The organism is Pseudomonas sp. AP19 (assembly GCF_001728855.1).
GTDB lineage: Bacteria > Pseudomonadota > Gammaproteobacteria > Pseudomonadales > Pseudomonadaceae > Aquipseudomonas > Aquipseudomonas fluorescens.
The window spans coordinates 16,367-42,296 of record NZ_LXJP01000050.1 but is presented as its reverse complement, the minus strand read 5'-3'; the positions used below and the strand labels follow the sequence as shown (position 1 = coordinate 42,296).

Below are 25,930 nucleotides of genomic sequence, written 5' to 3'. Positions count from 1 at the left end.
TCAATCAGGGTTGGGTAAACAGGGCCAATGACAGTCGTTCCGAATCCTCCAGGTACACGCTCATCGCTATGCCTGCCGCTGGTTTATCGCCTTGGACCAATAACGCGTAAATCTCTCGGTCTCGCTCCAGCCAGGGTGACTGGAAGCGTTGCTCATCGGGAGCAGCGCAGAACGCCAGGCGCAGCTGGGCAATGACCTGGGCGAAAAACTCATCGAACAATGGGCTGCGCATCAGCGCGACAATCTGCTGGTGGAACACCAGGCTGTGAGTCGCCACCGCGCGCCAGTCTTCACGTTCCCGGGCCAGCGTGGTGGCCTCTATGGCGCTTTGCATACGCTCGGCCTGGTCGTGCGTCAGCGCGCGGCTGTGGGCGATGGCCTGTAATTCCAGGGTGCGACGTACGACGAACAGGTCACGCACTTCATCGCGCTCCAGCCGCCGAACCATCACCCCTTTATTGCGTACATAGCGGGTGAGGCCCTCCTGCCCCAAACGGTGCAGCGCTTCGCGGATCGTATTACGCGAAGCGTTATAAGCCTTGACCAGATCTACCTCGACCAGCGCCATTCCAGGCAACAGGCGTCCACCCATAATGTCAGCACGCAATTCGAGCGCAATCTGATCGGCTAAAGACAAACTAAGCGCCATGACCACCTCAAGATTGTTGAACAATCACTGAACCAAATGTAATCACTTTTCATGCCAATGCAGATGCACCTAGTTCGGATGGGTAAATAGGTTCAACTTCGTTAAAATACGCGCTCGCTCCCGAGGCAGTCCTATGCGTTATTCAGCAGACCATAAAGCCCAGACTCACCAACGCATCATCAAGGAAGCCTCCGTACGCTTTCGCCGCGACGGGATTGGGGCCACCGGGCTGCAACCCTTGATGAAAGCTTTGAACCTGACGCACGGCGGGTTCTATGCGCATTTCAAATCCAAGGATGAACTGGTGGAAAAAGCCCTGCAGGCGACTGCTGCAGAACTGGATGCGCATTGCGAAGCGCTGTTCAATCAGGAACGGCCGCTGGATGCATTCATAGACAGCTACCTGTCTGAATGGCACCAGACCTCACCGGAGCAAGGTTGCCCGCTACCGACCATGTCTTCGGAACTGGGCCAAAGAGGCCAGCCTAGCCCGACCACGGATGCGGTGCTTGGGGCTCGGTTGAAGCAAGTCGAAGCGGCCTTGGGAAACGCGGATGCCGATGAGCAAAGCCTGATGCTGATGTCGACACTGGTAGGCGCGCTGGTACTGGCCAGGAGTGTCGAAAGTGCAGCGTTGGCAACCCGGATCTTGAATGTGGTGCGCACCACATTGAAAGCGCAGGTTGTAGAGCAAGAAAAGGCCGGTCACTGACCGGCCTTTTTTACAATAATGTCCCTTAGTTGACCACCAGCCTGTCGCGGTTCTTCTCCAGCAACGCCTTACCGATACCTTTTACTTCCAGCAACTCATCCACCGCCGTGAAGGGGCCATTACTTTCACGATACGCGATGATCGCCTTCGCCTTGGCGGCGCCAATACCAAACAGGTCGCGGCGCAGGGTTTCCGCATCGGCAGCGTTCAGGTTGACCTGGGCAGATTGCTCAACCTTGGTCATCTGTGCAGCGATCGGGGCGGGAGCTTCGGTTTTGACAGACGGGGCAGCCGTGGCCGCTACGGAGATGCTCGCGAGGAAGGCAAAGATCAGGGAAGAGATAGAGGTTTTTTGCATTGGTGACGCTCCATGACATCAATAAAAGAAAAGCAGCTTTCCGAAGCTGCCTTCCTAACTTAGGTGATGTTGGGAGAGAGTCAAAAGTGACTGGGTTACAGAGTGTGTTTCATATTCCTCAACGGCCAGCGGGCCTGACTCAGCGCTGGTGGCGCGCCCGCTTTGAACGGTATCAGCGGTTATGTAACCGTTGATCTCACGGCTCAAGTCGGCGCTGCTGGTAGATCCAATCGACGATTTCCCCGTCCGGCGTGTAACCGCTGACGGTGTCCCGCAACAACTGGCGAACACGGCTGAAATCGTCCTGATCCACCGCCGCAAGCAATTCGGAGAGCTTGAGCTTTAGAGTCTCCCAAGGCAGATAATCTTCATTGGCACTCATGATCATCGGATGTTGCGTCGCGACGACGTTGTCCCCAATCAGCAATTCCTCGTAAAGCTTTTCTCCCGGTCGCAACCCGGAAAACTCAATGGCAATGTCACCATGAGGGTTCTTGTCGGAACGCACACTCAGCCCTGACAAGTGGATCATCTTTTCCGCGAGTTCGACTATTTTTACCGGTTCGCCCATGTCCAGCACGAACACGTCGCCGCCCAGGCCCATTGAACCGGCTTGTATGACCAACTGAGCAGCTTCAGGAATGGTCATGAAGTAGCGGGTGATTTTGGGGTGCGTGACGGTCAGCGGCCCACCGGACTTTATCTGCTTGTGAAACAGCGGAATCACCGAGCCGGAAGAGCCCAATACATTGCCAAATCGAACCATCGTGAACCGGGTTTTATTCACGCGGGAAACGTTGGACTTATCACCGAACAACACCGGTGCAAGTTCGCGGCTGAGTGCCTGAAGCGTCAACTCGGCAAGACGCTTGGTGCTGCCCATGACGTTAGTCGGACGCACCGCCTTATCCGTGGAAATCAGCACAAAATTCGAGGCCCCGGCCTGGACGGCCGCCTGAGCCGCATTGAGTGTGCCGATGACATTGTTCAGCACTCCCTCTGCGATATTGTGCTCGACAATCGGCACATGCTTGTAGGCAGCAGCGTGGTAAACCGTGTCGACCCGCCACGCTTTCATCACATCCAGCAGCTTTGAAGGGTCACGCACTGACCCCAGGATAGGCAGCAGTTTTACCGGCAACGATTTTCGAGTAATGCGCTGTTCCAACTCAGACAGAATGCTGTAGAGGTTGAATTCGCTGTGTTCAAACAACAGCAGGGTTTTGGGCTTCAACTCCAGGATTTGCCGGCAGAGCTCTGAACCTATCGAGCCACCGGCCCCGGTCACAAGGACGCTCTGCCCCTTGATGCAATGCTCAAGCAAATCAGCTTGTGCGGGGACCGAATCACGACCCAGCAAGTCAGCAATATCGACCTCCTGAATATCATCAACCTTGACCCGTCCACTGGCGAGGTCCATAAACCCCGGGACGCTGCGCACGTGTAACGGAAACCCCTCAAGAAAACCAAGAATCTCACGACGCCGGCCGCGGTTGGAGGAAGGCAGTGCCAGGAGGATTTCTTGAGCACCGGTAGCGTCGATCATCCGTTGGATATGCTTGGGCTTGTAAACCTGAAGGCCGGAAATGACGCGTTCCGAGATGGTGTCATCGTCGTCAATGAACGCAACCGGGCGCATCACACGCCCCATGCGAAGTGCCGCGACCAACTGGTTGCCGGCGGACCCCGCACCATAAATCGCCACCCGCGGCAGGCCATCCTCACGGCTGGTAAATGGTACGTGCTGGCCCGCTGCAAACCAATCGCCGAGGAAGTACTGACGCATGGTCAGGCGCAAACCGCCGACCATAATCAAGCTTAACCACCAGTAGTTAAAGATAATGGACCGCGGCACGACGTTCTGATGATTGCTATACCAGTAGACGACCACACCCAGAATCAAAGCCGAAAGGCTGACGGCTTTGATAATGGCGACGAGTGCGTCGTTGCCAAAATAGCGCATAACAGCACGGTACATGCCAAAGCGAATGAACAACGGAATGGCAACCACCGGCGCGGCTAAGAACAACCACAGATGCATTCTGACCGGGTTGATCATCTCGTCGATTCCGAGACGGACTAAAAACGCTATCCACAGCGCTAAAGAAACCAGTACAACGTCCGCCAATACCTGTATCAGTCGTTTTTGATGACGAGGTAGCTTCAATAGCCAAGCACGCAACCGGTTTATCATGACTCACCTACCGCCCATGCGTTAGATCAAAATTTTTTGACTGCGCGATAAACGCAGTACAAAAAACACACTGTACACCGCTAACCTAAACAGGCCAATCACGCAACGCGATGCAATTAATGGGAAACACCGTCGCGCTTGATTACCTTCATGGCGGTCAAAAACAAGATTTTCAGATCGAAAAGAACGCTCATATTTTTCGCGTAATAAGCATCATAGTCAACCTTGACCGGAATCGGCAGTTCGTCCCGTCCATTAACCTGCGCCCATCCAGTGAGGCCTGGCGGAATGAGGTGCACGCCTTGCTGGGTTCGTAACTCAATGAGGTCCGCTTGATTAAACAGCGCTGGCCTGGGCCCGACAAAACTCATATCGCCAACAATAATACTCCACAGTTGAGGCAACTCGTCCAAACTGGATTTACGTAGAAAGTTGCCAATAGGCGTTAAGTATTGGGAAGGGTCCAGGAGTAGATGCGTAGCGACTGCCGGTGTGCCTGTACGCATCGAGCGAAACTTCGGCATCCTGAACAGTACATTATTCACGCCTACCCGGTCCGACCAATAAAGTGCGGGCCCTTTTGACGTCAACTTTACTGCCAGGGTGACAAGCACAATCGGAATCAGCAGTATGAGCAAAGCGACCAGGCTCAGCACAAGATCAAAAAAACGCTTCATTTCCCACCAACCTTATCATTCAAAACTATTTAGGTGAATACTTGGCAAACTTTCCGGACAGCTTCGCACAGGCCTGAGACAGTCTGGACGCAATCTCTTTCTTGCGCAAAATGCAGGGTTGCTCGATCACGTGCCAAGAAAGCACAGCAGGAACAAGAGCAACAGGTAATGCCAGGATAATCATCTGCGCAGGGGATATCCCTTTGTAGAGATGAGCCAGAATCTCTTGAGTGGGAAAGGCATAGATATACAAACCGTACGAGTAATCACCCAGTTTATTGTACTGCCGTGCAAACCACTGTGTGTTAAAGGCGACGAAGAACACAGAGTAACTCCACGCCACCACGAACACCTCGACAAACACAGGCGTCCTGTAGAGACACAGGGCCGCCACCCACCCCAGCGCCAGGTACCAGATGTTCAACTGAATCTTAAATCGGTAGGCGTACAAGAACATGCCGATTACAAACGCGAAACTCCACTGCACCCAGCTACGCAACTGGAAACCGAAGACCATGTATTCGTTTTTTTGCAGCACGTTAAAAACAACATAAAACAAAAAATACACTGCAAAAAATACCGAGACCCGGCGCAGACGTGTCAAACAACCGACGACGCCGAGTGCAAACACCATCGCATACAGCAAAACTTCATAATATAACGTCCACAGAGAACCATTGATACCGGGGTAAGGGTTATCCTGAAACAGGCCAGGCAACTGAAACTGAATATCCTTCAACTTCAAGTTCCCGGTAATATACCTATGCACCTCCTTGGCGGAGAAATAATCGTGCAGACTGAGTTCAGTGAACAGGGGACCGACCACCCACGCACTTAACAGCAGCACAACTAAAAGCCCAGGATACAAACGTAAAAACCTCGCAACAACAAAGTCAATCTTTGTCTTTGAACGCTCGTAACTCAGCGATATAAAAAATCCCGAAATACAAAAAAAGGTGAATACGCCTAATCCGCCCAGCGTTATCCCGAGTTGCGCCATCAACGGCTCGGTTTCAGCCGCGCCACGAGAGAGCGGGTAAGAATGAGAAACCAGTACGAAGAACGCCGCGACCATTCGGATAAAATTGAAATTATTATCCCTCGACTTAAGCAGTTCGGCCAGGTTACCCATGCGATGTTCCACTTTGTTGGGCTAGATAATGTCGGGCCGTGATAGCAAATGCCTCATCAATGCTGACGGGAGGGGCCCAACCCAAGCGCTCGCGCGTATCAGTAATGTCCACTTGGAGAGACCCGCACAGCCGCTGCAAAAACGCCTGTTTACCCACCAAGGTTGCCGCAGCGTTTAAAAGAAAATAGGGAAATGAAAAAACGCGTGACGACTTATTCATGGCTATGGCCAGTTTTTCTAGAATCTGCCCAATAGATAAATCATTATCGTCGCTGACCAGAAACACCTGATTTGCTGCTTGCGGGTGCTTGATGCACACACAAATCAAATCCACCAGGTTATCAATGAAAACCAGGCTTCGACGGTTATCAATAGTACGAAAAGGCAGCGGCAGTTTCTTGTTCACGATCGAAAGCATGCGTTCAAAGTTCGCCTTCACACCTGGGCCATACACAAGAACAGGCCTGATTATCACGACGTCCATCGAGGTTCGCCCCGCCAGCGCCAGAAGCGCCTGTTCGGCTTCCAGCTTGGACACACCGTAGTCGTCAAGCGGCGCCGGAATATCCCGCGAGGTAAACGCAGTGTGAGCTGGGGTCTCTTCGCCGTTCACTTTGATCGAGCTGATAAAAATAAACCGTTTTACACCCGCATCGGCTGCCTGCTGGGCAAGCTTGAGCGTCGCGTCCACATTGACCTCACGAAACGCCTGCAACGGGTTGCTATGCGTTTCATTCATGACGTGCGCACGACCTGCGGAGTGTATGACGACGTCGACTCCCAATAATGGGACCTGCCAGTCGATATCGTCCGTCAGCGACCCGACAATAAACTCCTGCACACCAGGCACGGGGGGAACACGCCTTTTACGGGTGACGCTGACAACCGGATACTTACCATCGACCAGCGCATTGAGCACTGAACGCCCTACGAAGCCGGTCGCCCCCGTGAGCAGTATTTTTGGTGTGTCTGGAACAGGGTGGAGGCGTGCATCATCCAACATATTCAAGCCTTATCAGCTGAAAGTAGCGATTTGAACAACTTATCATATTGAGAAGAGACACCTTCCCAACGATAACGACGCGTCGCAATCTCGTGCATCTTTTCACTCAATTGCGCACGTTCAGCTTCATTGGCGAAAAGGCTGGCGGCACTCTCGATCAATGCCTGACTGGACGAAAAGAACTTTGCGCAGTCTTCGGTAGAAGCGCGGTTGAACGACACATCGAAAGCAATGACAGGCAAGCTCAACCACATCGCCTCAACCAACGATGGGTTGGTTCCACCGGCGCTGTGGCCATGAATATACACAGTGGCATTGCTGCGCAACGGGCTGAGCTCATCACCGTTGTAAATAGGGTCGAGTAAGTGCAGGTGCGTCATGCCCGAATATTTATCCTGTAGCGCTTTGCCGTACTCACTGTGTTTCCAATTACCCACGATCACCAACGGCAACCCGCTGGTGCTAAAGGCTTCAATGATGATATGAATATTATTTTCAGGCTCAATCCTGCAGACGGAGAACGCATAGGGTTTACAAAGGAAAGGGTAACGCTGCAGATCCGACTCGGCCAGCACGCTGGTTTTGGCCTGATCGCCACCATAGGCGATGAGTGTGCTCTCACGCCCGTATTCGTTACGCACATAATCCTGAAGAACTTTGTTATCCGTGACGATGGCATCTGAATATTTAACCGCCACCGCTTCTGAAAACTTCAAAAATTTCTTAGCCAGAAATGACCACTTGGCACGTTTCCATTCATAGCCGTCAATATTGACAACAATTCTCTTCTTGGTCAGCATCTTTAAAAAAGGAAGTGCGATGCAGCCGGAAACCCCGAGTATCACCAGTACGTCATTTTTCCTATAGGCATGCAGCATACTGATGATGTCATAGGGAATACTTTGCACGCCGTTAGCTTTCAGCGGAACGTAAACCAAGTTGGCGTTACGATATTTCGCCGGCCGGGACGCGTACGACGTCGAGCTGCAATACACCGAAATGTCGTACACTTGATCCAGATACGTTATCAATTGTTCTGATAACGTCTCCCATCCACCGTACTGCGCCGGGAGACCGACCGTACCGATAACTGCTAATTTAACGCTCATTAAATACCCCAAGCACACCACTTTCAAAGTTATCAACTGAGAAACTAAGCGACTTTAATTTTGCAGCTTCAGACAAGCGAACGCACACTTCAGGATTCTTCTGAAGAAATTCCACTCGAGCGGAAATTTCCTCAACCTGACTTGAATCCATTAAATATCCTTCCTTGCCATCCGTTACCAGTTCGACAGGCCCACCCACCGGAGGGACAATACAAGGCACTCCAAATGAAAGCGCCTCGAGGATAGTCAGTCCAAATGTCTCCACCCATTCTTTCGGTTTCGAAAGACTAAGCAAAACATTCGCCTTCTGATAATAAGGAACGACATCCTCACACCGTGAAACAATAGTCAGGTTTCCAGGACAGCTTATCCCCGAAAAGTACTCAGCTACTTCAGTATCCTCTGCGCCCAGCACCAAGGTAAATTCAAGTCTTTTGTTATGCGTCAACATGCTTGCAACTTGTATAAACTCACCGACACCCTTATAGGCCTTTAGAGAACAAATCATCAACACACTGAACTGTTCACTGGGTTGAGTATGATACGTGTGATGCGCAGCAATACGTGCCATACCCTGTGGGATCGCATTATAAATCACCTGACTTTCTACCGCAGGAAAACACTCGGCATTCGCTAGAAAATGCGAAACGAAAATATTTTTACTTGAGCACTTTGCAACCACCCACCGCAAGAAAAGCTTTAGCGGCTTTGGGCGGATCGACGTCTCATGAATGTGATAATAAACCTTAATACCCAGTAACTTTCCCGCCAACGCCGCACCAAACGGAAGCAGTGTATTGACGTAAAAAACCGTTGAAGACTTACGGTAACTCATTAATTTAAAAAACAAAATCAGCTGTGAAAGGCTGTAACTCAATAACGTCAAATATTTGCTTTCGAAACGTTTGTAAAAATAGCGTCGTTGCACACACGGCGCAGAAGAAAGGAAGCCATCGCCGCCCTTCCCACCCAAAAACAATTCGACGTCAGCGCCCTCGCTTGAAACCGTCTCAATAACCTGCGAAAGAACCTTCGGGCTCCCGCTATAGTCATTCAGCAAATGGAAAAATATTATCTTCTTCACGACACGTCCTTAGCTGCGTTCTTTTATGCGCTTTGCCGGAACACCCGCGTAAATCGAGTTAGCCGCATATCGTCCAGCTTTCAAAACAGCGCCTGCCGCAACAACACAACCGTCCTCAAGAACCACACCGTCCAGCACGGTCACCTTGGCACCTATCCAGCAATTATTGCCGATCTGGATCCCTTCGTTATTGACGCCCTGAAGTCTAATAGGCTGGGTGGTATCAGAAAAATTATGATTCTCCGAGTGAAAGGAGACGTAGTTTCCGATGATTGTGTCATGCCCAATAGTAATGCCCCCGGCGCAGCCCAAAAAGCTACCACTTCCGATACCGACATCGTTGCCAATCGAAAGCCCCTCACCCAATTTAGTCAAGCTGCCGGTACACTCGATGGTAACATTTTTCTTTAAGGAAACCCCTCGCCCAAAAACGATACCTTTGATCGCTAACGCGTCGATAAAACAGCCGTCATCGATCATGAGTCCCTTACCCGCTGTAATCATTGATCGGGCTTTCACGGTAACATTTTTTCCCACAAGAATGACTGAACGTCTCCTGAAGATGAAGAAACCATTGATGGCCATGCACACTTTCGAAAAAACCAATTTTAAAAGATAACCGTCCGGAATGCGTGTATCAATTTTGATACCCCGCTTCCTTATTTTAAGAGAAAGAAACTCAACCAGTTCGATCAGCATTATTTCTCTCCTCTAAAAGACGAAATGTAGGAACGCAAAAAACCTGTACTTTTATACGAGAGACTCTTTCTAAGCGAGGCCACTAGCAAATACACCTCCATCACACAGTGAAAGAGATACCCCCTGCGCTCAAAGATCACTCGAAAGCCGCGGATCATTTCCTGAAAACGAAAAACAGCCCGCTCGGCGCTGTCCGACGTATGCTCGGAAAGATCGTGTTGTAGAACAGTGTCCAGTACATAGAAGTGCGAATAATAGGACTCGTATCTGACAAAAAACGCAGTGTCCGTCGCGTAGAACTTGAGGCGCTCATCAAAAAGCGGCGACATTCTTTCATAGCATGACTTGTTGAATATTACGCCACTGTTGATAGCGAGCTTGTTAACCGAGGCGTTCATACCGCTATCAACTTGCTCGGACAAGCGGCCGAAAAACCACACGCGTCGGCCTGGGCTGATCAGTGTTTCTCGGGAGTAGATTTTAGGGAGCATAACCCCGAACGAGTGCGGCGCTGAGGTGGCCTCATATTTAAGCGCAGTAGAGAGTGCATCGACATAATCCTGACTGGCATAGTCTGTATCATCGTCGGAAATCATGAAATGCGTAGCACCGTTAGTAAAGGCCATATCGGCTACGCGATTATAGACATGTGGCAAACCATCATTATCACCCTCAAGCCAGGTTAAACGTTCGCTCGATAATGCGGGCGAGCAAGACGGCGTATTGTTCCACACATAAAAATCAACAGAAATGCCGTGCGCCTGAAAGCGCACGCGATTGTTCAGCAACGTCGTGATAGCAGCCGAGTCTTTATAATGCCTCTTATAAAGCACAATCAATATCGAAAGCTTAGCGTGCACGATATTTAGACTCATCCATTACCACCACTATAATTAGCGCAAAAAGATACAGCACAACACTGTTAGTGTAAGACTGGAAAAAAAAGCTGCTCAGAAAAAATGGATAACTGATGACCAGGTAATCGGCCACTCCCCTCATGAACACATCACCGCCAACACGCATCGCTTGAGTGATCGCGACGACCTTACTGTAAAAGCAGATCAACCCCATCATGATCGCCACCCCCAGATAACCCGAAGATGCGAGAAGATTCAGCCACAGCGAATCAAACCAGTGCAACTGCCCCGGCCCGATCGCTCCGAACCCCAACCCAAGCGGCATCGTGTTAAGGGATCCAAGAACCACATACCATTGACGAACCCTGTCAAGAGCCGACAGATCCTCCGTATACCCCAGCGCGAGGTATAAAAATATAGAACCCGTCACCGACAGGAAATAACCATACCCTAGCAAACTGATGAATAGCTTTCGGCGAAACAACTGTAACACCGCCAGGAAGAGGACGGCCGATATCATGCCAATAGCAGAGGTTCTCACCGATCCATAAGTGATCAGCACGGTCGAAAAAATTGCGACCACCGTATATAACAAAAACCTTGAATCGTAAGATCTTTTCCTGATCGTCTGCACAAGCAGGCACAGCGTAAACAGTGCGGTATTCAAAATAAATGCTGAAAACTCCAGAGTACCGGTAAAAAATCCGGACATCCTGGGATTGCCGTCCCTCATGGAGTTATAGGTCTCCAATGTAAATCCTTTCTCAGACAGCAACGGCCAGTACCAGAACTGCTCCGGGTCACTGATCGTCTGATATTGATACAACGCATACCCGCCTGAAATAAAAGTCATCACCACCAGTGTAGAAAATATAACACGCAACTTAGTCTCAAGCGTTAACCCCATACACACCGCATTCACCGCCAATGCAAAGAGCACCGGCATAGCAAATGATCGAAACATCCGAAAGGACGCCTCTGTAAAATCACCGCACACGCAATAGAACACTAAAAAGAATAAAACCAACAGCAACGGCGTTTTATATCTACTCGGAAGCGAAAAGCGAGTACCTGCATAAAAAAATGCAATCAACACCATCAATAGAATATAAAGCAGTGCGGCGCCTTCACGCCAAGCGCCCACAACGCTGGGAGCGTGGAGCGTTAAAATAACGTAATCTGACAGCATCAGCATTATTAAAAAAAAGCGCAGGCCTAACGCACTCATACTTTACCCGGCCTATTTTCTTTGCCACCCTGCCTCTTAAGCTTTAAACAAGCTAATTTGAGGGCAACCTTAACTTTTTGTGTGGCACTGAGTTCAAAAAACAATGCCGGTAAAAAACGCTTATCAAAATCAATTAATCTAGACACGACCGCCGGTGGAATCGCCGTGGTTATTTTCCCCGCCTGCTGGTAGACGGCTATATCCCCAGTCCATGTGACGTACGCCTCCATCTCATTCGCACACATAACGCCGTCATACAGGCACGCTTGATAACGGGATTTAACTGCCTCATAACCATTAACGGCCAACACCGACTGTATAATTTCGCTACCGTTCTGGCGATGTAGAATGCTCGCAATAAAATCATCGACACTTTCATCTTTTAAATTATCCGCAGGCGAATAACCTTGTACGGGGGCGCGCAGCCCAACACACCGACGGCCTTTAAAGAGTTGCTCCGCAAACGCGGTTCCCCCCGGGGTAGGATAACTATCAACGTAAAAATCCGCTGACTCTAAAAGCTTTAAATAACTTTCGTAGGGCACAGACGATAATATCTTGAATCGGCTCCAGTACCTGAGCTTTAACGGCCACCACCAGAAATTTGTAAGCGGGCTGGCGCCGACAATCCAGAATGTCGAGTGTTTAAATTCAGAAAGCACTCTGTGGATGGCGGGTCTCAGATCATAGTGCTTGACCGGCTTAAACTTGAATGGAGATGCTGCGCTGAAAAAATTTAACGCATCCTGTTTGCCAGGCAAGCGGTGAGTCTTTGTGACGAGGGTACTTGTCAGCGGAATCCCCAGAAACGACTTCTGCCCGCTGATTGTCTTCTTCATATCCCGGCGTCGACCGAATGTACTAAGTTCAAAGTACACGTCCGCCACCGAACTGCCGTAGGTGAACACGTGATCTGCGTGATTGACGAAAAAGACCTTAGCCTGCGTAAAACTCTTCACTATTTTGCATGCAATAACAGAAATCATGTCATCCGGATGAATATGCAAAACAATCCGACGGTACGATTTAAGCGATTCTACGATTGCAGCGATTTTCTCCACAGGTGTATAAGCGCCTATAACCGTACACGTGTCAAAAAACCCGCGGGTACGCTCAATCGCTTTCTCATCACTTTGCCGAGTTATCAGCAGATCCGGTTTTTCCCGGTGCATCGTGGAAAGCTGCTCCATCAGTCGAGTATGACCACCGATCAGATAGGGCTCAGAAATCAGATGAATACAATCTTTTGAAGGTGTGTGACCACTATTGTTTGGCAATACATCCGTGCACCGCGCGGTTAACAGGTCTTCAAGCTCGGGGTCGTCATATATACCTTTATCAACCGCCCAGAGTATTGCCCCATACACCTCAGACAATTCGACACTCTTGTTAACGTCTTCTTGCGCTAAAATCATGTCGCGGATTGAAGATAGCAAGCCACTCATGGTCAAAACGTCCTCACCCAGCGTTATTTTTATTTAATTTTCTGTAAATAAGAAAATACATGACTAGCCAGTACACCCCGTAGTTAAGCGCATGTGCCCACGTCACCCCGACAGGGCCGCCTACCTTCGTCAGTGCGACGGTCAACAGGTAGAACCCGAGTGAAAAAAACACTTCCGTAAGGATATACATCTTCACCATTGCCTTGCCCAACATCAGGTAGGCAAGTATCCAACTGGCAATCTTCAGCGTGTCACCGAGCATCTGCCAGGCAAAAAAATCTCTCATCGGGCTAAACGCGCCGGTGAACAGCAGACCGATTATGAAATCTCTTAAAAGATAGATAACCAAACCACAGACCATGGCAACAGGCAAAATCAATTTGTAGCCTTGGATAATCTCTCTCTTAATCTCCTGAGGGTCGACCAACTCGGACAACCTGGGTAGAAAATACAACCCGAGCGTTGTGGTCACCAGCAATAGATAAGCCGTACTTAAACGCCACATGGCCTCCCAGTACCCCGCTGTTTCCCAGCCAAATTCCAAGCCCAGATAGTTCCGCACCAGGATATGACTAACCGGCACGCAGGCCGCTGTCGTGAGCGCCATTGCAGTAAATTTGGTCAAATTTATCGCGACTTGTTTATCCAGTTTTCCAAACAGATTCGACAAACGAAACCACGGTGTTCTGTAGCACAGCAGGCATGTCACAAAAAAAGCGATTGACTGATACAACACCAACGAAATCAGTGCGCCGTACAAGCCAAACTGAGTCACCATGACGATAATGACTAAAAGCGAAAGAACGCTTCCTCCGATGTTTGCGAGAATGTATCGATTGATTTCCTTTTTGCCGTTAAGGATCGCAAGCAGCAGTGTATTGAATGAAAAAAAGATAAGCGTAGCCGCGCACCAGATAAAAACGCTGTAGAGCGATTCGTCGTTAAAACACCATACCGCCAGGGGTTTACTGAATAGAATAATAAGGATGGAAGTCAACACGGAGCCAACACAAGCAATCGTACCCGCCGTGCGCCATACGCAGTGCTGCGCGCCCTCATCGTCTTGATATTCAGCGGTGTATTTTGTCACGCCGGTACTGATGGCGCCCGTTGAGAAGGTGGTCACCATCTGCACTGCGTTTTGGAACTGGCCCAGCGCTGCGTATCCAGAGGGCCCCACATAGATGGCCAACATTTTATTGATGCCCAACAAAGTGAGCATTTTAATCACTACAGCAATGCCGTTGAGAAAGCTTGTTTTAAGCAGTGTCATATTCAGGCTTCTGCAGAAAAGCTGTTACAGGCTTCAATAACACCCTGCATCTCGGCATCCGTCATGACCGGGCTCATCGGCAGGCTCAAGACTTCCTGATGAATACGCTCGGTAAGGGGAAACGATTTATTATAAAAATCAGCACCCACATAGGCCTGTTGCTGATGAGGCGGGATCGGGTAGTGAATTAATGTTTGAACGCCGGACGCAGTAAGATGAGATTGCAGCTTTTCACGCTGCTCAGAGCGCACGACAAACAGGTGCCAAACATGTGCGGTGTGGCTCATCACGTCAACGTCACCACCCAGGGGCAACTTGATCGAAGGGTTGTTTATTCCGGCCATATAGGTGGCCGCCACACGTCGACGCGCTTCGGTCTGGGCCTCCAGGTATTTGAGTTTGACGCTCAACATGGCAGCTTGAATCTCATCCAGCCGGCTATTCACGCCCTGGACGAGGTTTTTGTACTTTTCATGTGAACCGTAGTTTCGTAATGCCTGAATCATGCTGACCAAGTCAGCATCACTGGAAGTAATGGCCCCGGCATCACCCAACGCCCCCAGGTTTTTACCTGGGTAGAAGCTGAACCCTGATGCATCCCCCCAGTTACCCGCACACTTACCCTCGATCTGAGCGCCATGCGCCTGAGCAGAGTCTTCCAGCACCAGCAGATTCTCACGCTTGGCGATTGCGTTGATTGCGGGCATATCGGCCAACTGCCCATAGAGATGGACCGGCAGGATCAATCGAGTTTTTTCTGTCAGCGCGCGCTCAACGTTCTTGGGGCAAAGGTTATAGGTATCCTCGTCAGGCTCGACCAAAATCGGTTTCAGATTATTTTCCGTAACGGCCAACAGTGTCGCGATATAAGTATTAGCTGGGACAATCACCTCATCGTGATCCTTGAGCTTTCCCAGCGCTTTCCAAGCGCGAATCGTCAATGTCAGAGCATCCAGCCCGTTGGCTACGCCAACACAGCGGCTCGCGCCCGTGTAGGCGGCGAACTCTTCCTCGAACCGCTTGAGGTGCTCGCCCTGAATATACCAACCCGAGTCAATGACACGTGTGGCAGCGTCCACCAGCTCTTCACGGAGTGTCTTGTTCAATGATTTTAGATCGAGAAATTGAATCATCAAAATTACCTGGCTTCGGTGCTACGTTATTAGGTGCCTGGGGCAAAGTCGGCTTCTGCGCCACTTTTTCGTAGAGGAGAGCTTCCCTGCCACACCCTCACTGCTAACGGTTAGAGACGGGGCGGAAAGAATAACGCGCTTTAGGTTTAAACATAATCATGTCTGAAACACGTCCTTCACCATTCAGATTTTTCCTGTCACCCCAGTGGAATTTTACGTAAACCTTTTCCTACAAAATACGCTACCGGGACAGCACCCAGGGTTCGATGCTGTAACCGCTGGAGCCAAGCAGCCTGGTCTTTGACTCACGCCTTACGGGCTACTCACCCTCGAGCCGGGTGGTTGATTCGTTTTCGCCTAGGCGACTACTACAAAAAAGAAACCCGCGGATGTCGGCAGCTACGCCGTGCTATCAAGGACATGCGGGGGCCCTAGATGATACAGCGCTCACTCTCCAATTCAACAAAACTGAACGATCAAAGCGCTTTTACGCGCTCATGGGTTATCGCAATGATTCTGATCTGCCATATACGGCAAGTAACTCAGCAATCTCCTGCGCTTAAAATTAGTTGCATAGCTCACAAACTTATTATCGATAATGGCTCGATCAAAACGCATGCTCGATAGCGCCAGACACGATAGATGAGCACAACTATTTAAGCTTTATCAGGCGGCAACTTGAGCGATACTTGATTAAGTAATAGCGCATTGCTAAAGCCCACTTGTCGCTGGGCAGTGCAACACGTGACTTGTTTTACATATTGAAATCGCTTTAAACACCGAGCAACACGGCGACGATTTGCGCTAAGGAATCAACGGATTTCTTTGATTGAGCCGCTATGAGGGCAGCGTGCAGAGGCGGGAGAGACGGAGGGAGCAGAGCTCGAATAGCGCCAGGTATGGCTGGAGAGTCCTGGAAACGATATCTATAACAAATTTGCGCGGCACAACTTATACGCATTCAAGAGCAGGTCGCTGCAAGCGAGGACGATCGGAATGGCGAAAACACCAGAAGACTGGCTTGCCACTCCATAGAGCCAGCAGGCTCGGCACTCATCAAGACACCCTCGCAAATGTGCCCGACTAGATGCGTCCCGTTGTGCTCGATTTCTGCCGCCGGCTACGCGAAATCCCAACGCCGAGCAGTGGACCAATCAGCATGCCAATGATCAGCGCCGCCACGACAAATACCGCTACGGGCATCTGCGCAGTGCCCCAACCGAAAAACGAAAGGGAGACGCTTTGTTGGTTTTCCAACACAAAGCCTAAAACCACCAGTGCAATAACCAATGCCACCAGCACCAGGACAGCGCGCTTAACCCCACGCATAACTTTCTCCTACTTCAAAAAGACTCAGACGCCTTCTTCTTCGTCTTCGTTCACTCGATCACGCAGCTCCTTGCCCGGCTTGAAGTGAGGCACAAACTTACCGTCGAGGCTGACGGATTGCCCGGTCTTCGGGTTACGACCTACACGCGGTGCGCGATAGTGCAAGGAGAAGCTGCCAAACCCACGGATCTCAATTCGGTCTCCGGTGGCCAGACATTGGGACATCTGTTCGAGCATAGTCTTGATAGCCAGCTCCACATCCTTGGATGAAAGCAGCCCTTGATGGGTGACAATTCGTTCGATCAACTCCGACTTCGTCATATTTTTCCCTTCTTTTTCAAGCAGCTAGGAAAAGCGCTTCGAAGGTTTTAGCATGACTCGATGAATTTGAACAGCCCACCCAGCAACTTATCTGCAGCATAGCCAGACACCCGCAACCCACGCTTGGCAGCCTCATTTGCAGATCACCAACATGGTGCGAGTAACAGCGCCGGCGGGGTTCCAGCCGAACAGGTAGTCGCCCTCTTCATCCTTGGCATCACTGGATCGGGTGACGACCTTGTAGCCCTGCATCTTGCATTCCCGAGCCGCGCGTTTCTCGCACTTATCCCAGTTACTGCCAAGGCCCGAGCAGTCGATCTCAATGCCACTAACGCCGCGCTTGGCGTGTGTTTTGGCACTGGTGGCAGAGCAGCCAGCAAGTATTACGACCGCGAGCAAAATGATAAGCCTGTTCATTTAAATCCTTATTGAATCAACAACGCTGCAGCGCTTTTATGAAGAACTATAGTCAGTTCTGACACCCGGCTGCGCAGCTTGGTTCTCATTTGTTGATTCAACGAATTTCAGGCACAAAAAAGGGCGACCGAAGTCGCCCTTTTTAATGGTCGGACAGAACTTAGTTCTGTTTTTCCATTTGTGCACGCAGCAGGTCGCCCAGAGTGGTCGGACCCGAAGCGATGTCAGAGGTCGCTGGCTTGTCGCGCAGGCTCTGGATTGCTTCTTTCTCTTCGATCTCGTCTTTCGACTTGATGGAGAGTTGGATCACGCGGCTCTTGCGGTCAACGCTGATGATCTTGGCTTCTACTTCCTGGCCTTCTTTCAGAACGTTGCGCGCGTCTTCAACGCGGTCACGGCTGATTTCGGAGGCTTTCAGAGTCGCTTCGATATCGTCGGCCAGAACGATGATGGCGCCTTTGGCGTCAACTTCTTTCACAGTGCCTTTAACGATTGCGCCTTTGTCGTTCTCTTGAACGTACTCGGAGAACGGATCGCTTTCCAGTTGCTTGATACCCAGGGAGATGCGCTCGCGCTCTGGGTCAACCGACAGGATAACGGTGTCCAGCTCGTCGCCCTTCTTGAAACGACGAACAGCTTCTTCGCCAACTTCGTTCCAGGAGATGTCGGACAGGTGAACCAGGCCGTCGATGCCGCCGTCCAGACCAATGAAGATACCGAAATCGGTGATCGACTTGATGGTGCCGGAGATTTTATCGCCCTTGTTGAACTGGCCAGAGAAATCTTCCCATGGGTTAGATTTGCACTGCTTGATGCCCAGGGAGATACGACGACGCTCTTCGTCGATGTCCAGAACCATAACTTCCACTTCGTCGCCGACTTGTACGACTTTCGAAGGGTGGATGTTTTTGTTGGTCCAGTCCATTTCGGAAACGTGTACCAGGCCTTCCACGCCTTCTTCCAGCTCAGCGAAGCAGCCGTAGTCGGTCAGGTTGGTAACACGCGCGGTTACGCGAGTGCTTTCTGGGTAACGTGCTTTGATAGCAACCCATGGATCTTCGCCCAGCTGCTTCAAGCCCAGAGAAACGCGGTTGCGCTCACGATCGTACTTCAGAACCTTGACATCGATCTCGTCGCCAACGTTGACGATTTCGGAAGGATGCTTGATACGCTTCCAAGCCATGTCGGTAATGTGCAGCAGGCCATCGACGCCACCCAGATCGACGAATGCGCCGTAATCGGTGAGGTTCTTGACGATACCTTTGACTTGTTGGCCTTCCTGCAGGGATTCCAGCAGAGCTTCACGCTCGGCGGAGTTCTCTGCTTCCAGGACGCTGCGACGGGAAACGACAACGTTGTTGCGCTTCTGGTCGAGTTTGATGACCTTGAATTCGAGTTCTTTGCCTTCCAGGTGCGTGGTGTCGCGCACTGGACGAACGTCGACCAAAGAACCTGGCAGGAACGCACGGATGCCGTTAACGTCGACAGTGAAGCCGCCTTTAACCTTACCGTTGATAACGCCCTTGACCACTTCTTCAGCTGCGAAGGCTGCTTCGAGAACAATCCAGCATTCAGCGCGCTTGGCTTTTTCACGGGACAGCTTGGTTTCACCGAAACCGTCTTCAACCGAGTCCAGAGCAACGTGAACTTCGTCACCGACATTGATAGTCAGGTCGCCAGCATCGTTGTAGAACTGTTCCAGCGGGATCAGAGCTTCAGACTTCAGACCAGCGTGAACGGTTACCCAGCGAGCTTGGTAATCGATATCAACGATAACACCGGTGATGATGGAGCCTGCCTGAAGGTTCAGGGTTTTTAGGCTTTCTTCAAAGAGTTCCGCAAAGCTTTCGCTCATTTTAATTCCTGTTGATAAGGGCGAAGAATACGCCCATCTCCACACCCCAGACGGTGTGGGTTAGTTTCAATTAGAAGAAGCACCGCAGGACTATGACTGGTCCCCTGCAGCCTTCTTGGTCACCCGGCGATATCGCGAATGGCGATTTCACTCAAGATGCGTTCCAGCACCTGCTCGATGGACAACTCCGTGGAATCCAGCTGTATGGCGTCAGCCGCCGGCTTGAGCGGGGCTACCGCACGCTGGGTATCACGCTCATCGCGTGCACGGATCTCATCTAGCAGACTCGACAGACTAACACCATCGACTTTGCCCTTCAACTGCAAGTAGCGGCGACGCGCCCGCTCCTCGGCGCTGGCGGTCAGGAAAATCTTCAGCGGCGCATCCGGAAACACCACGGTGCCCATATCGCGGCCATCGGCCACCAGGCCGGGCGGCTCCTGAAAAGCCCGCTGGCGCTGCAGCAAAGCGTCACGCACGGCCGGCAGCGCGGCAACCTGGGACGCCCAGGAGCCCACTTGTTCATTACGCAGATCATCCGTCACATCGTCCCCTTCCAGGATAATGCGCTGGGGATGACCTTCCGTCGCGCCGACGAACTGCACATCAAGGTGCGCCGCCAGCAACTTCAAGGATTCTTCGTTGGTCAGGTCGACGCCATGGTTGCGTGCGGCAAATGCCAGCAGGCGGTAAAGCGCGCCGGAATCCAGCAGGCACCAGCCCAGGCGCTTGGCCAGGATGCCGGCGATCGTGCCTTTGCCCGAGCCACTTGGCCCGTCGATGGTAATCACCGGTGCTTTGATATTCACAATTGAGCCTCTTGGGCAACACGGATGCCGACTTGGGCACACAGTGTAAGAAAATTCGGAAAAGATGTAGCTACGTTGGCGCAGTCACGGATACGAATCGGCGCCGTCGCCCGCAGGGAAGCCACGCTGAATGCCATGGCAATCCGGTGATCGCCATGGGCAAGCACTTCACCGCCGCCCATCAGGCCACCATCAATGATAATCCCATCAGGTGTCGGTTCACACTTCACGCCCAATGCCAGGAGACCGTCGGCCATGACCTGGATACGGTCGGACTCTTTGACTCGCAGCTCTTGAGCACCGCGCAATACCGTGCGGCCCTCGGCACAGGCGGCCGCAACAAACAACACCGGGAACTCATCGATAGCCAACGGCACCAACGCTTCGGGAATTTCGATCCCTTTTAGTGCAGCGGCACGCACCCGCAAGTCAGCCACCGGCTCACCGCCAACTTCCCGCAGGTTTTCCAGGGTGATGTCCGCGCCCATCAACCGCAGAATATCGATCACCCCGGTACGCGTCGGGTTGATACCAACATGTTCCAGGAGCAACTCGGAGCCTTCGGCAATCGACGCTGCCACCAGGAAGAACGCCGAAGAGGAAATATCCCCCGGCACCTCTATATGTGTAGCGGTCAGCGCATGCCCGGATTCCACCGATGCCATCGCCCCTTCCACCACCACCGGGCAGCCAAACCCACGCAGCATTCGCTCGGTGTGGTCACGGGTCGGCGCAGGCTCGATCACCGAGGTTTTACCCGCGGCATACAACCCAGCCAGCAATAGACAGGATTTGACCTGAGCACTGGCCATCGGCAGCGCATAAGTAACCCCCTTCAAGGCCTGACCACCGCGGATAGTCAACGGCGGGCGCCCCTGCGGGCCGGTCTCGATCACCGCCCCCATCTCCCGCAACGGCTCAGCCACGCGGCTCATCGGGCGCTTGGACAGCGAAGCGTCACCCGTCAGCACACTGTCGAAGCGTTGCGCCGCCAGCAAGCCGGACAACAGGCGCATCGACGTGCCCGAGTTACCCAGGTAGATCGGCCCCGGCGCCGGCTTCAAGCCATGCAGGCCTACCCCATGAATGGTCACGCGCCCATGGTGCGGCCCTTCAATCACAACACCCATGTCGCGAAAAGCCTGCAACGTCGCCAGCGCATCTTCACCTTCGAGGAAACCTTCGATCTCGGTCACGCCATCGGCCAACGAACCGAGCATGATCGAGCGATGCGAGATCGACTTGTCGCCCGGCACCCGGATTTGCCCGCTCAAGCGGCCACCCGGGTTGGCGAGGAAGTTCAGCTCATCGGCGTTCACTGCAGTTTCCATATAAGCCCGGCGAGCCAGGATTTTGCTGAAATGCTCACGTGCCACCCGCGCACGGGTGAATACGCCCAACAATTGATGGCCATCCCCGGCATCGACCGCGTCGCGCAAGGCGTCAAGGTCACTGCGGAAGGTGTCCAGGGTGCGCAACACCGCTTCGCGATTGGCGAGGAAGATGTCGTGCCACATCACCGGGTCGCTGCCGGCAATCCGCGTGAAATCACGGAAGCCACCGGCGGCGTAGCGGAAAATATCGAGGTTCTCGTTACGTTTGGCCAGGGAATCCACCAGACCAAACGCCAGCAAATGCGGCAAGTGGCTGGTCGCCGCCAGCACTTCGTCGTGGCGCTCGACCTGCATATGCTCGACATCCGCGCCCAGCTCGCGCCAAAGACGGTCCACCACCGCCAGCGCTACCGGATCGGTTTGCTCAAGCGGCGTCAGGATCACCTTATGGCGACGGAACAGCTGCGCATTGGAGGCTTCCACCCCGCTCTGCTCGGAGCCGGCAATCGGATGGCCCGGTACAAAGCGTGCAGGCATGCCGCCAAAGGCCCGTTGCGCGGCGCGCACCACATTGCCCTTGGCGCTGCCGACATCCGTCAGGATCGCCTGCCCCAAGTCCATAGCGGCCAGCAAGGCCAGCAACTTCTCCATCGCCAGAATTGGCACGGCGAGCTGGATCACATCGGCGCCCTGGCAAGCGACCGCCAGGTCCGCCTCACAGCGATCCACCACGCCCAGCTCAACCGCCAGCTTGCGCGATTGCGGGTCCAGGTCAACACCGACCACTTCGCCACACAAGCCGCTTTCACGCAGGCCTTTGGCGAAGGAGCCGCCGATCAACCCCAGACCGACCACCACCAGGCGACCGATCATAGGCACAACAGGTTGCAATGCAGTGACATCAACCACGGGCCAGAACCTTGGCCAACGCCTCCAGGAAGCGCGTATTTTCTGCCGGCAAGCCAATGGTGATACGCAGGTGGTTCGGCATGCCGTAGTTGGCCACCGGGCGCACGATCACGCCTTCGCGCAACAGGCCCTGAAACACCGGCGCAGCCACCTGGCCAAGGTCGACGCAAATGAAGTTGCCCTTGGAAGGGATCCAGCCCAGCCCCAACTCACGGAAACCTTCCTGCAGTTGCAGCATGCCGCTTTCATTGATGCGACGACTTTCTTCCAGGTACTCGGCATCCTTCACCGCCGCACAGGCCGCCGCCAGGGCAAGGCTGTTGACGTTGAACGGCTGGCGCACGCGGTTCAGCACATCGGCGACCACCGCGGTGGACAAGCCGTAACCGACCCGCAGCGACGCCAGGCCATAGGCCTTGGAGAAGGTACGCGAGACCAGCAGGTTGGGGTAAGCCGCAAGGAAATCCAGGCCATCCGGCAGGTCGCTGCCTTCGGCGTACTCGATGTAGGCCTCGTCCAGCACGACCAGCACATGCTCCGGCACATCCTGCAGGAAGTCGTTCAGCGCCTGAGCGTCAAACCAGGTACCGGTCGGGTTGTTCGGGTTGGCGATAAACACCACGCGGGTTTGCGCGTCAATGGCCGCCAGCATGGCCGGCAGGTCATGCCCCCAGTCCTTGGCAGGAATAACACGCGCGTCGGCACCGACCGCCTGAGTCACGATCGGGTACACCGCAAACGCGTGCTCGCTGAACACCGCATTCAGGCCAGGCGCCAGGTAGGCACGCCCCACCAACTCTAGAATATCGTTGGAACCGTTACCCAACGTCACCTGGTTCAGCTCGACCCGGCAGGTTTGCGCGAGCAGCGACTTGAGGGCAAAACCGTTACCGTCCGGATAGCGCGTAAGCTCAGCCAACTCGTCACGAATCGCCGCCAACACTTTGGGGCTCGGGCCCAACGGGTTTTCGTTACTGGCCAGCTTTACGATCCTGGACGGGTCCAGGTTCAACTCACGCGCCAGCTCGTCCACAGGCTTGCCCGGAACGTAGGGCGACAGTTGTTGCACGCCCGGCTGAGCCAGGGCGAGGAAGTTGCCACTCATGTTAAAGCCTCACAAAACCGCTTTCGGGTAAGAGCCCAGCACCTTGAGTGCCACGGCTTCCTGACTGATTTTCTCCAGCACACCTTTAACCAGTGGGTCGCGGTGATGGCCGACGAAGTCGATAAAGAACACATACGTCCATTTACCGCTGCGCGAAGGACGTGTCTCGATTCGCGTCAGGTCAATCCCGTTATCGTGGAACGGCACCAGCAGCTCATGCAGCGCGCCGGGCTTGTTGCTCATGGAGACGATGATTGAAGTCTTGTCATCGCCCGTCGGCGGCACTTCCTGGCTGCCGATCATCAGGAAGCGCGTGGAGTTGTCCGGGCGATCCTCGATTTTCTCGGCCAGGCGCGTCAGGCCATACAGGCCAGCGGCCATGTCGCCGGCAATCGCCGCCGAATTCCACTCACCCTTGACCCGCTTGGCCGCTTCGGCGTTGCTGGACACCGCCACGCGCTCGACATTCGGGTAATGCGCGTCCAGCCACTTGCGGCATTGAGCCAACGATTGCGCGTGGGAATAGATGCGGCTGATGCTGTCGGTCTTGGTGTTCTCGCCCACCAACAAGTGGTGGTGGATGCGCAGCTCGACTTCGCCGCAGATCACCATGTCGTGCTCAAGGAAGCTGTCCAACGTGTGGTTGACGGCGCCTTCGGTGGAGTTTTCCACCGGCACCACGCCAAAATTCACCGCACCGGCCGCCACTTCACGGAACACTTCGTCGATCGCCGCCATCGGCTTGCTGATCACGGCGTGGCCGAAGTGCTTCATGGCCGCCGCCTGGGTGAAGGTGCCTTCAGGGCCGAGATACGCCACTTTCAGCGGCTGCTCCAGCGCCAGGCATGACGACATGATTTCACGGAACAACCGCGCCATCTCCTCGTTGCCCAACGGGCCCTTGTTGCGCTCCATCACGCGCTTGAGCACCTGGGCTTCGCGCTCAGGCCGGTAGAACACCGGCACTTCGCCTTCAGCCAGTGAGGCCATTTTTACCCGTGCTACTTCCTGGGCGCACCGCGCGCGCTCACTGATCAGCTCCAGGACTTTCTCGTCCAGGCTGTCAATGCGTACGCGCAGGGCCTTGAGTTCTTGCTCAGACATTAGCCGTGTTCCTTTTCGAACTCTGCCATGTAGGAAATCAGCGCCTTGATGGCGTTGATATCGACAGCGTTGTAGATGGAGGCGCGCATGCCACCTACCGAGCGGTGGCCCTTGAGGTTCAGCAAGCCGCGCTCGTCGGCACCGGCCAGGAAGGGCTTGTCCAGACGGTCGTCAGCCAGGCGGAACGGCACGTTCATCCACGAGCGGTCGGTGAGGTTGATCGGGTTGCTGTAGAGGCCGCTGGCGTCGATGAAGTCATACAGCGTGCGCTGCTTCTCTTCGTTAAGCTTACCCATGGCCGCCACGCCGCCCTGCTCTTTCAGCCACTCGAACACCAGGCCCGAGAGATACCATGCAAAGGCCGGCGGGGTGTTGTACATCGAACCGTTATCGGCCGCGACCTTGTAGTTGAGCATGGTCGGGCACACCGAACGCGCACGCCCCAGCAGGTCTTCGCGGATGATGTTGACCAGAATACCGCTCGGGCCGATGTTCTTCTGCGCACCGGCGTAGATCATGCCGTACTTGGACACATCGATCGGGCGCGACAGAATGTCCGAAGACATGTCACACACCAACGGCACGTCGCCCACTTCCGGCACCCAGTCGAACTCCAGGCCGCCAATGGTTTCGTTGGCGACGTAGTGAACGTAGGCGGCGTTCTTGGACAACTTCCACTCGTTCTGACCGGGAATGGCGAAGTAGTCGTAAGGCTTGGCAGTGCCCGCCACGTTGACGTGGCCGTAGCGCGACGCTTCTTCAATCGCCTTCTGGCCCCAAATGCCGGTGTCGATATAGTCGGCAGTGCCTTGTTCGGGCAACAGGTTCAGCGGGATTTGCGCGAACTGCTGGCTGGCGCCGCCTTGCAGGAACAGCACTTTGTAATTGGAGGGGATGTCCAGCAAGTCGCGCAGATCCTGCTCGGCCTTGGTGGCAATGGACACGAACTCATCGCTGCGATGGCTCATTTCCATCACGGAGAGGCCTTTTCCATGCCAGTCGAGGAGTTCACCCTGCGCGCGCTGCAGGACTGCTTCAGGAAGCGCCGCGGGACCGGCACAGAAGTTATAGGCTCTCTTGCTCACATCCAATCTCACTCTGATCTGGTGGTAGTCACGCAAACATATCAGCCGACACCCGATCCCACACTGGATCTCCATGGCTGTCGATATTTCCATACGGACAAACAACAAG

General features: G+C 53.2%; 24 protein-coding genes. 1 reads left to right on the top strand and 23 read right to left on the bottom strand.

Annotated elements, in window-relative coordinates:
* Positions 1 to 4: 4 nt before the first annotated feature.
* On the bottom strand, positions 5 to 649 hold the full coding sequence (locus tag A7D21_RS26570; protein WP_069553083.1) for a GntR family transcriptional regulator: 645 nt from the start codon (positions 647 to 649) through the stop codon (positions 5 to 7).
* A 133-nt stretch (positions 650 to 782) separates the two neighbouring features.
* Here A7D21_RS26570 and A7D21_RS26565 point away from each other — a divergent pair, with 133 nt between their 5' ends.
* Positions 783 to 1,361, top strand: coding sequence for a TetR/AcrR family transcriptional regulator (locus A7D21_RS26565; protein ID WP_053255116.1), 579 nt, complete (start codon positions 783 to 785; stop codon positions 1,359 to 1,361).
* 25 nt (positions 1,362 to 1,386) lie between these two features.
* On the opposite strand, the gene A7D21_RS26560 is transcribed toward A7D21_RS26565, so the two are convergent.
* From A7D21_RS26560 to serC, 22 genes are all read right to left on the bottom strand, one after another.
* The gene (locus A7D21_RS26560) at positions 1,387 to 1,719 is read right to left on the bottom strand and encodes a helix-hairpin-helix domain-containing protein (protein WP_053255115.1); all 333 of its coding nucleotides are present in this window, start codon (positions 1,717 to 1,719) and stop codon (positions 1,387 to 1,389) included.
* A 196-nt stretch (positions 1,720 to 1,915) separates the two neighbouring features.
* The gene (locus A7D21_RS26555; protein ID WP_171902644.1) at positions 1,916 to 3,913 is read right to left on the bottom strand and encodes a nucleoside-diphosphate sugar epimerase/dehydratase; all 1,998 of its coding nucleotides are present in this window, start codon (positions 3,911 to 3,913) and stop codon (positions 1,916 to 1,918) included.
* 116 nt (positions 3,914 to 4,029) lie between these two features.
* Positions 4,030 to 4,590: a sugar transferase gene (locus A7D21_RS26550; protein WP_053255114.1), complete on the bottom strand. Its 561-nt coding sequence runs from the start codon at positions 4,588 to 4,590 to the stop codon at positions 4,030 to 4,032.
* A 25-nt stretch (positions 4,591 to 4,615) separates the two neighbouring features.
* A complete protein-coding gene (locus tag A7D21_RS26545; RefSeq protein WP_053255113.1) occupies positions 4,616 to 5,722 on the bottom strand; it encodes an acyltransferase in 1,107 nt (368 codons plus the stop codon).
* Positions 5,715 to 6,725, bottom strand: coding sequence for an SDR family oxidoreductase (locus A7D21_RS26540; protein ID WP_069553082.1), 1,011 nt, complete (start codon positions 6,723 to 6,725; stop codon positions 5,715 to 5,717). The genes A7D21_RS26545 and A7D21_RS26540 overlap by 8 nt, the downstream gene beginning before the upstream one ends.
* A gap of 2 nt (positions 6,726 to 6,727) precedes the next feature.
* The gene (locus tag A7D21_RS26535) at positions 6,728 to 7,834 is read right to left on the bottom strand and encodes a DUF1972 domain-containing protein (RefSeq protein ID WP_069553081.1); all 1,107 of its coding nucleotides are present in this window, start codon (positions 7,832 to 7,834) and stop codon (positions 6,728 to 6,730) included.
* Complete coding sequence (locus A7D21_RS26530; RefSeq protein WP_069553080.1) at positions 7,824 to 8,918, bottom strand: glycosyltransferase family 4 protein; 1,095 nt, start codon at positions 8,916 to 8,918, stop codon at positions 7,824 to 7,826. Before A7D21_RS26530 ends, A7D21_RS26535 begins: the two co-directional genes overlap by 11 nt.
* 9 nt (positions 8,919 to 8,927) lie before the next feature.
* The gene (locus A7D21_RS26525) at positions 8,928 to 9,617 is read right to left on the bottom strand and encodes a DapH/DapD/GlmU-related protein (protein ID WP_069553079.1); all 690 of its coding nucleotides are present in this window, start codon (positions 9,615 to 9,617) and stop codon (positions 8,928 to 8,930) included.
* The gene (locus tag A7D21_RS26520) at positions 9,617 to 10,492 is read right to left on the bottom strand and encodes a hypothetical protein (protein ID WP_069553078.1); all 876 of its coding nucleotides are present in this window, start codon (positions 10,490 to 10,492) and stop codon (positions 9,617 to 9,619) included. The genes A7D21_RS26525 and A7D21_RS26520 overlap by 1 nt, the downstream gene beginning before the upstream one ends.
* Positions 10,467 to 11,702 (bottom strand): hypothetical protein, encoded by a 1,236-nt coding sequence (locus tag A7D21_RS26515; protein ID WP_069553077.1) that lies wholly within the window; start codon positions 11,700 to 11,702, stop codon positions 10,467 to 10,469. The genes A7D21_RS26520 and A7D21_RS26515 overlap by 26 nt, the downstream gene beginning before the upstream one ends.
* Positions 11,699 to 13,147: a group 1 glycosyl transferase gene (locus A7D21_RS26510; RefSeq protein WP_141718275.1), complete on the bottom strand. Its 1,449-nt coding sequence runs from the start codon at positions 13,145 to 13,147 to the stop codon at positions 11,699 to 11,701. Before A7D21_RS26510 ends, A7D21_RS26515 begins: the two co-directional genes overlap by 4 nt.
* Before the next feature lie 13 nt (positions 13,148 to 13,160).
* Positions 13,161 to 14,420 (bottom strand): O-antigen translocase, encoded by a 1,260-nt coding sequence (locus tag A7D21_RS26505; protein WP_069553075.1) that lies wholly within the window; start codon positions 14,418 to 14,420, stop codon positions 13,161 to 13,163.
* Positions 14,421 to 14,422: 2 nt separating this feature from the next.
* Complete coding sequence (locus A7D21_RS26500; protein WP_053255104.1) at positions 14,423 to 15,553, bottom strand: DegT/DnrJ/EryC1/StrS aminotransferase family protein; 1,131 nt, start codon at positions 15,551 to 15,553, stop codon at positions 14,423 to 14,425.
* Positions 15,554 to 16,636: 1,083 nt separating this feature from the next.
* Positions 16,637 to 16,882, bottom strand: coding sequence for a lipopolysaccharide assembly protein LapA domain-containing protein (locus tag A7D21_RS26495; RefSeq protein ID WP_053255103.1), 246 nt, complete (start codon positions 16,880 to 16,882; stop codon positions 16,637 to 16,639).
* A 24-nt stretch (positions 16,883 to 16,906) separates the two neighbouring features.
* Complete coding sequence (gene ihfB / locus A7D21_RS26490) at positions 16,907 to 17,203, bottom strand: integration host factor subunit beta (protein ID WP_003218804.1); 297 nt, start codon at positions 17,201 to 17,203, stop codon at positions 16,907 to 16,909.
* 132 nt (positions 17,204 to 17,335) lie between these two features.
* On the bottom strand, positions 17,336 to 17,620 hold the full coding sequence (locus A7D21_RS26485; RefSeq protein ID WP_069553074.1) for a hypothetical protein: 285 nt from the start codon (positions 17,618 to 17,620) through the stop codon (positions 17,336 to 17,338).
* Positions 17,621 to 17,780: 160 nt separating this feature from the next.
* A complete protein-coding gene (gene rpsA, locus A7D21_RS26480) occupies positions 17,781 to 19,475 on the bottom strand; it encodes a 30S ribosomal protein S1 (protein ID WP_017136102.1) in 1,695 nt (564 codons plus the stop codon).
* A gap of 119 nt (positions 19,476 to 19,594) precedes the next feature.
* Positions 19,595 to 20,284, bottom strand: coding sequence for a (d)CMP kinase (cmk, locus tag A7D21_RS26475; RefSeq protein ID WP_016971485.1), 690 nt, complete (start codon positions 20,282 to 20,284; stop codon positions 19,595 to 19,597).
* The gene (locus A7D21_RS26470) at positions 20,281 to 22,491 is read right to left on the bottom strand and encodes a bifunctional prephenate dehydrogenase/3-phosphoshikimate 1-carboxyvinyltransferase (RefSeq protein WP_069553073.1); all 2,211 of its coding nucleotides are present in this window, start codon (positions 22,489 to 22,491) and stop codon (positions 20,281 to 20,283) included. The genes cmk and A7D21_RS26470 overlap by 4 nt, the downstream gene beginning before the upstream one ends.
* A gap of 28 nt (positions 22,492 to 22,519) precedes the next feature.
* A complete protein-coding gene (hisC, locus tag A7D21_RS26465; protein WP_069553072.1) occupies positions 22,520 to 23,632 on the bottom strand; it encodes a histidinol-phosphate transaminase in 1,113 nt (370 codons plus the stop codon).
* Positions 23,633 to 23,641: 9 nt separating this feature from the next.
* Complete coding sequence (gene pheA / locus A7D21_RS26460; RefSeq protein WP_003218812.1) at positions 23,642 to 24,736, bottom strand: prephenate dehydratase; 1,095 nt, start codon at positions 24,734 to 24,736, stop codon at positions 23,642 to 23,644.
* A complete protein-coding gene (gene serC / locus A7D21_RS26455) occupies positions 24,736 to 25,821 on the bottom strand; it encodes a 3-phosphoserine/phosphohydroxythreonine transaminase (RefSeq protein WP_053255098.1) in 1,086 nt (361 codons plus the stop codon). Before serC ends, pheA begins: the two co-directional genes overlap by 1 nt.
* Positions 25,822 to 25,930 lie beyond the last annotated feature (109 nt).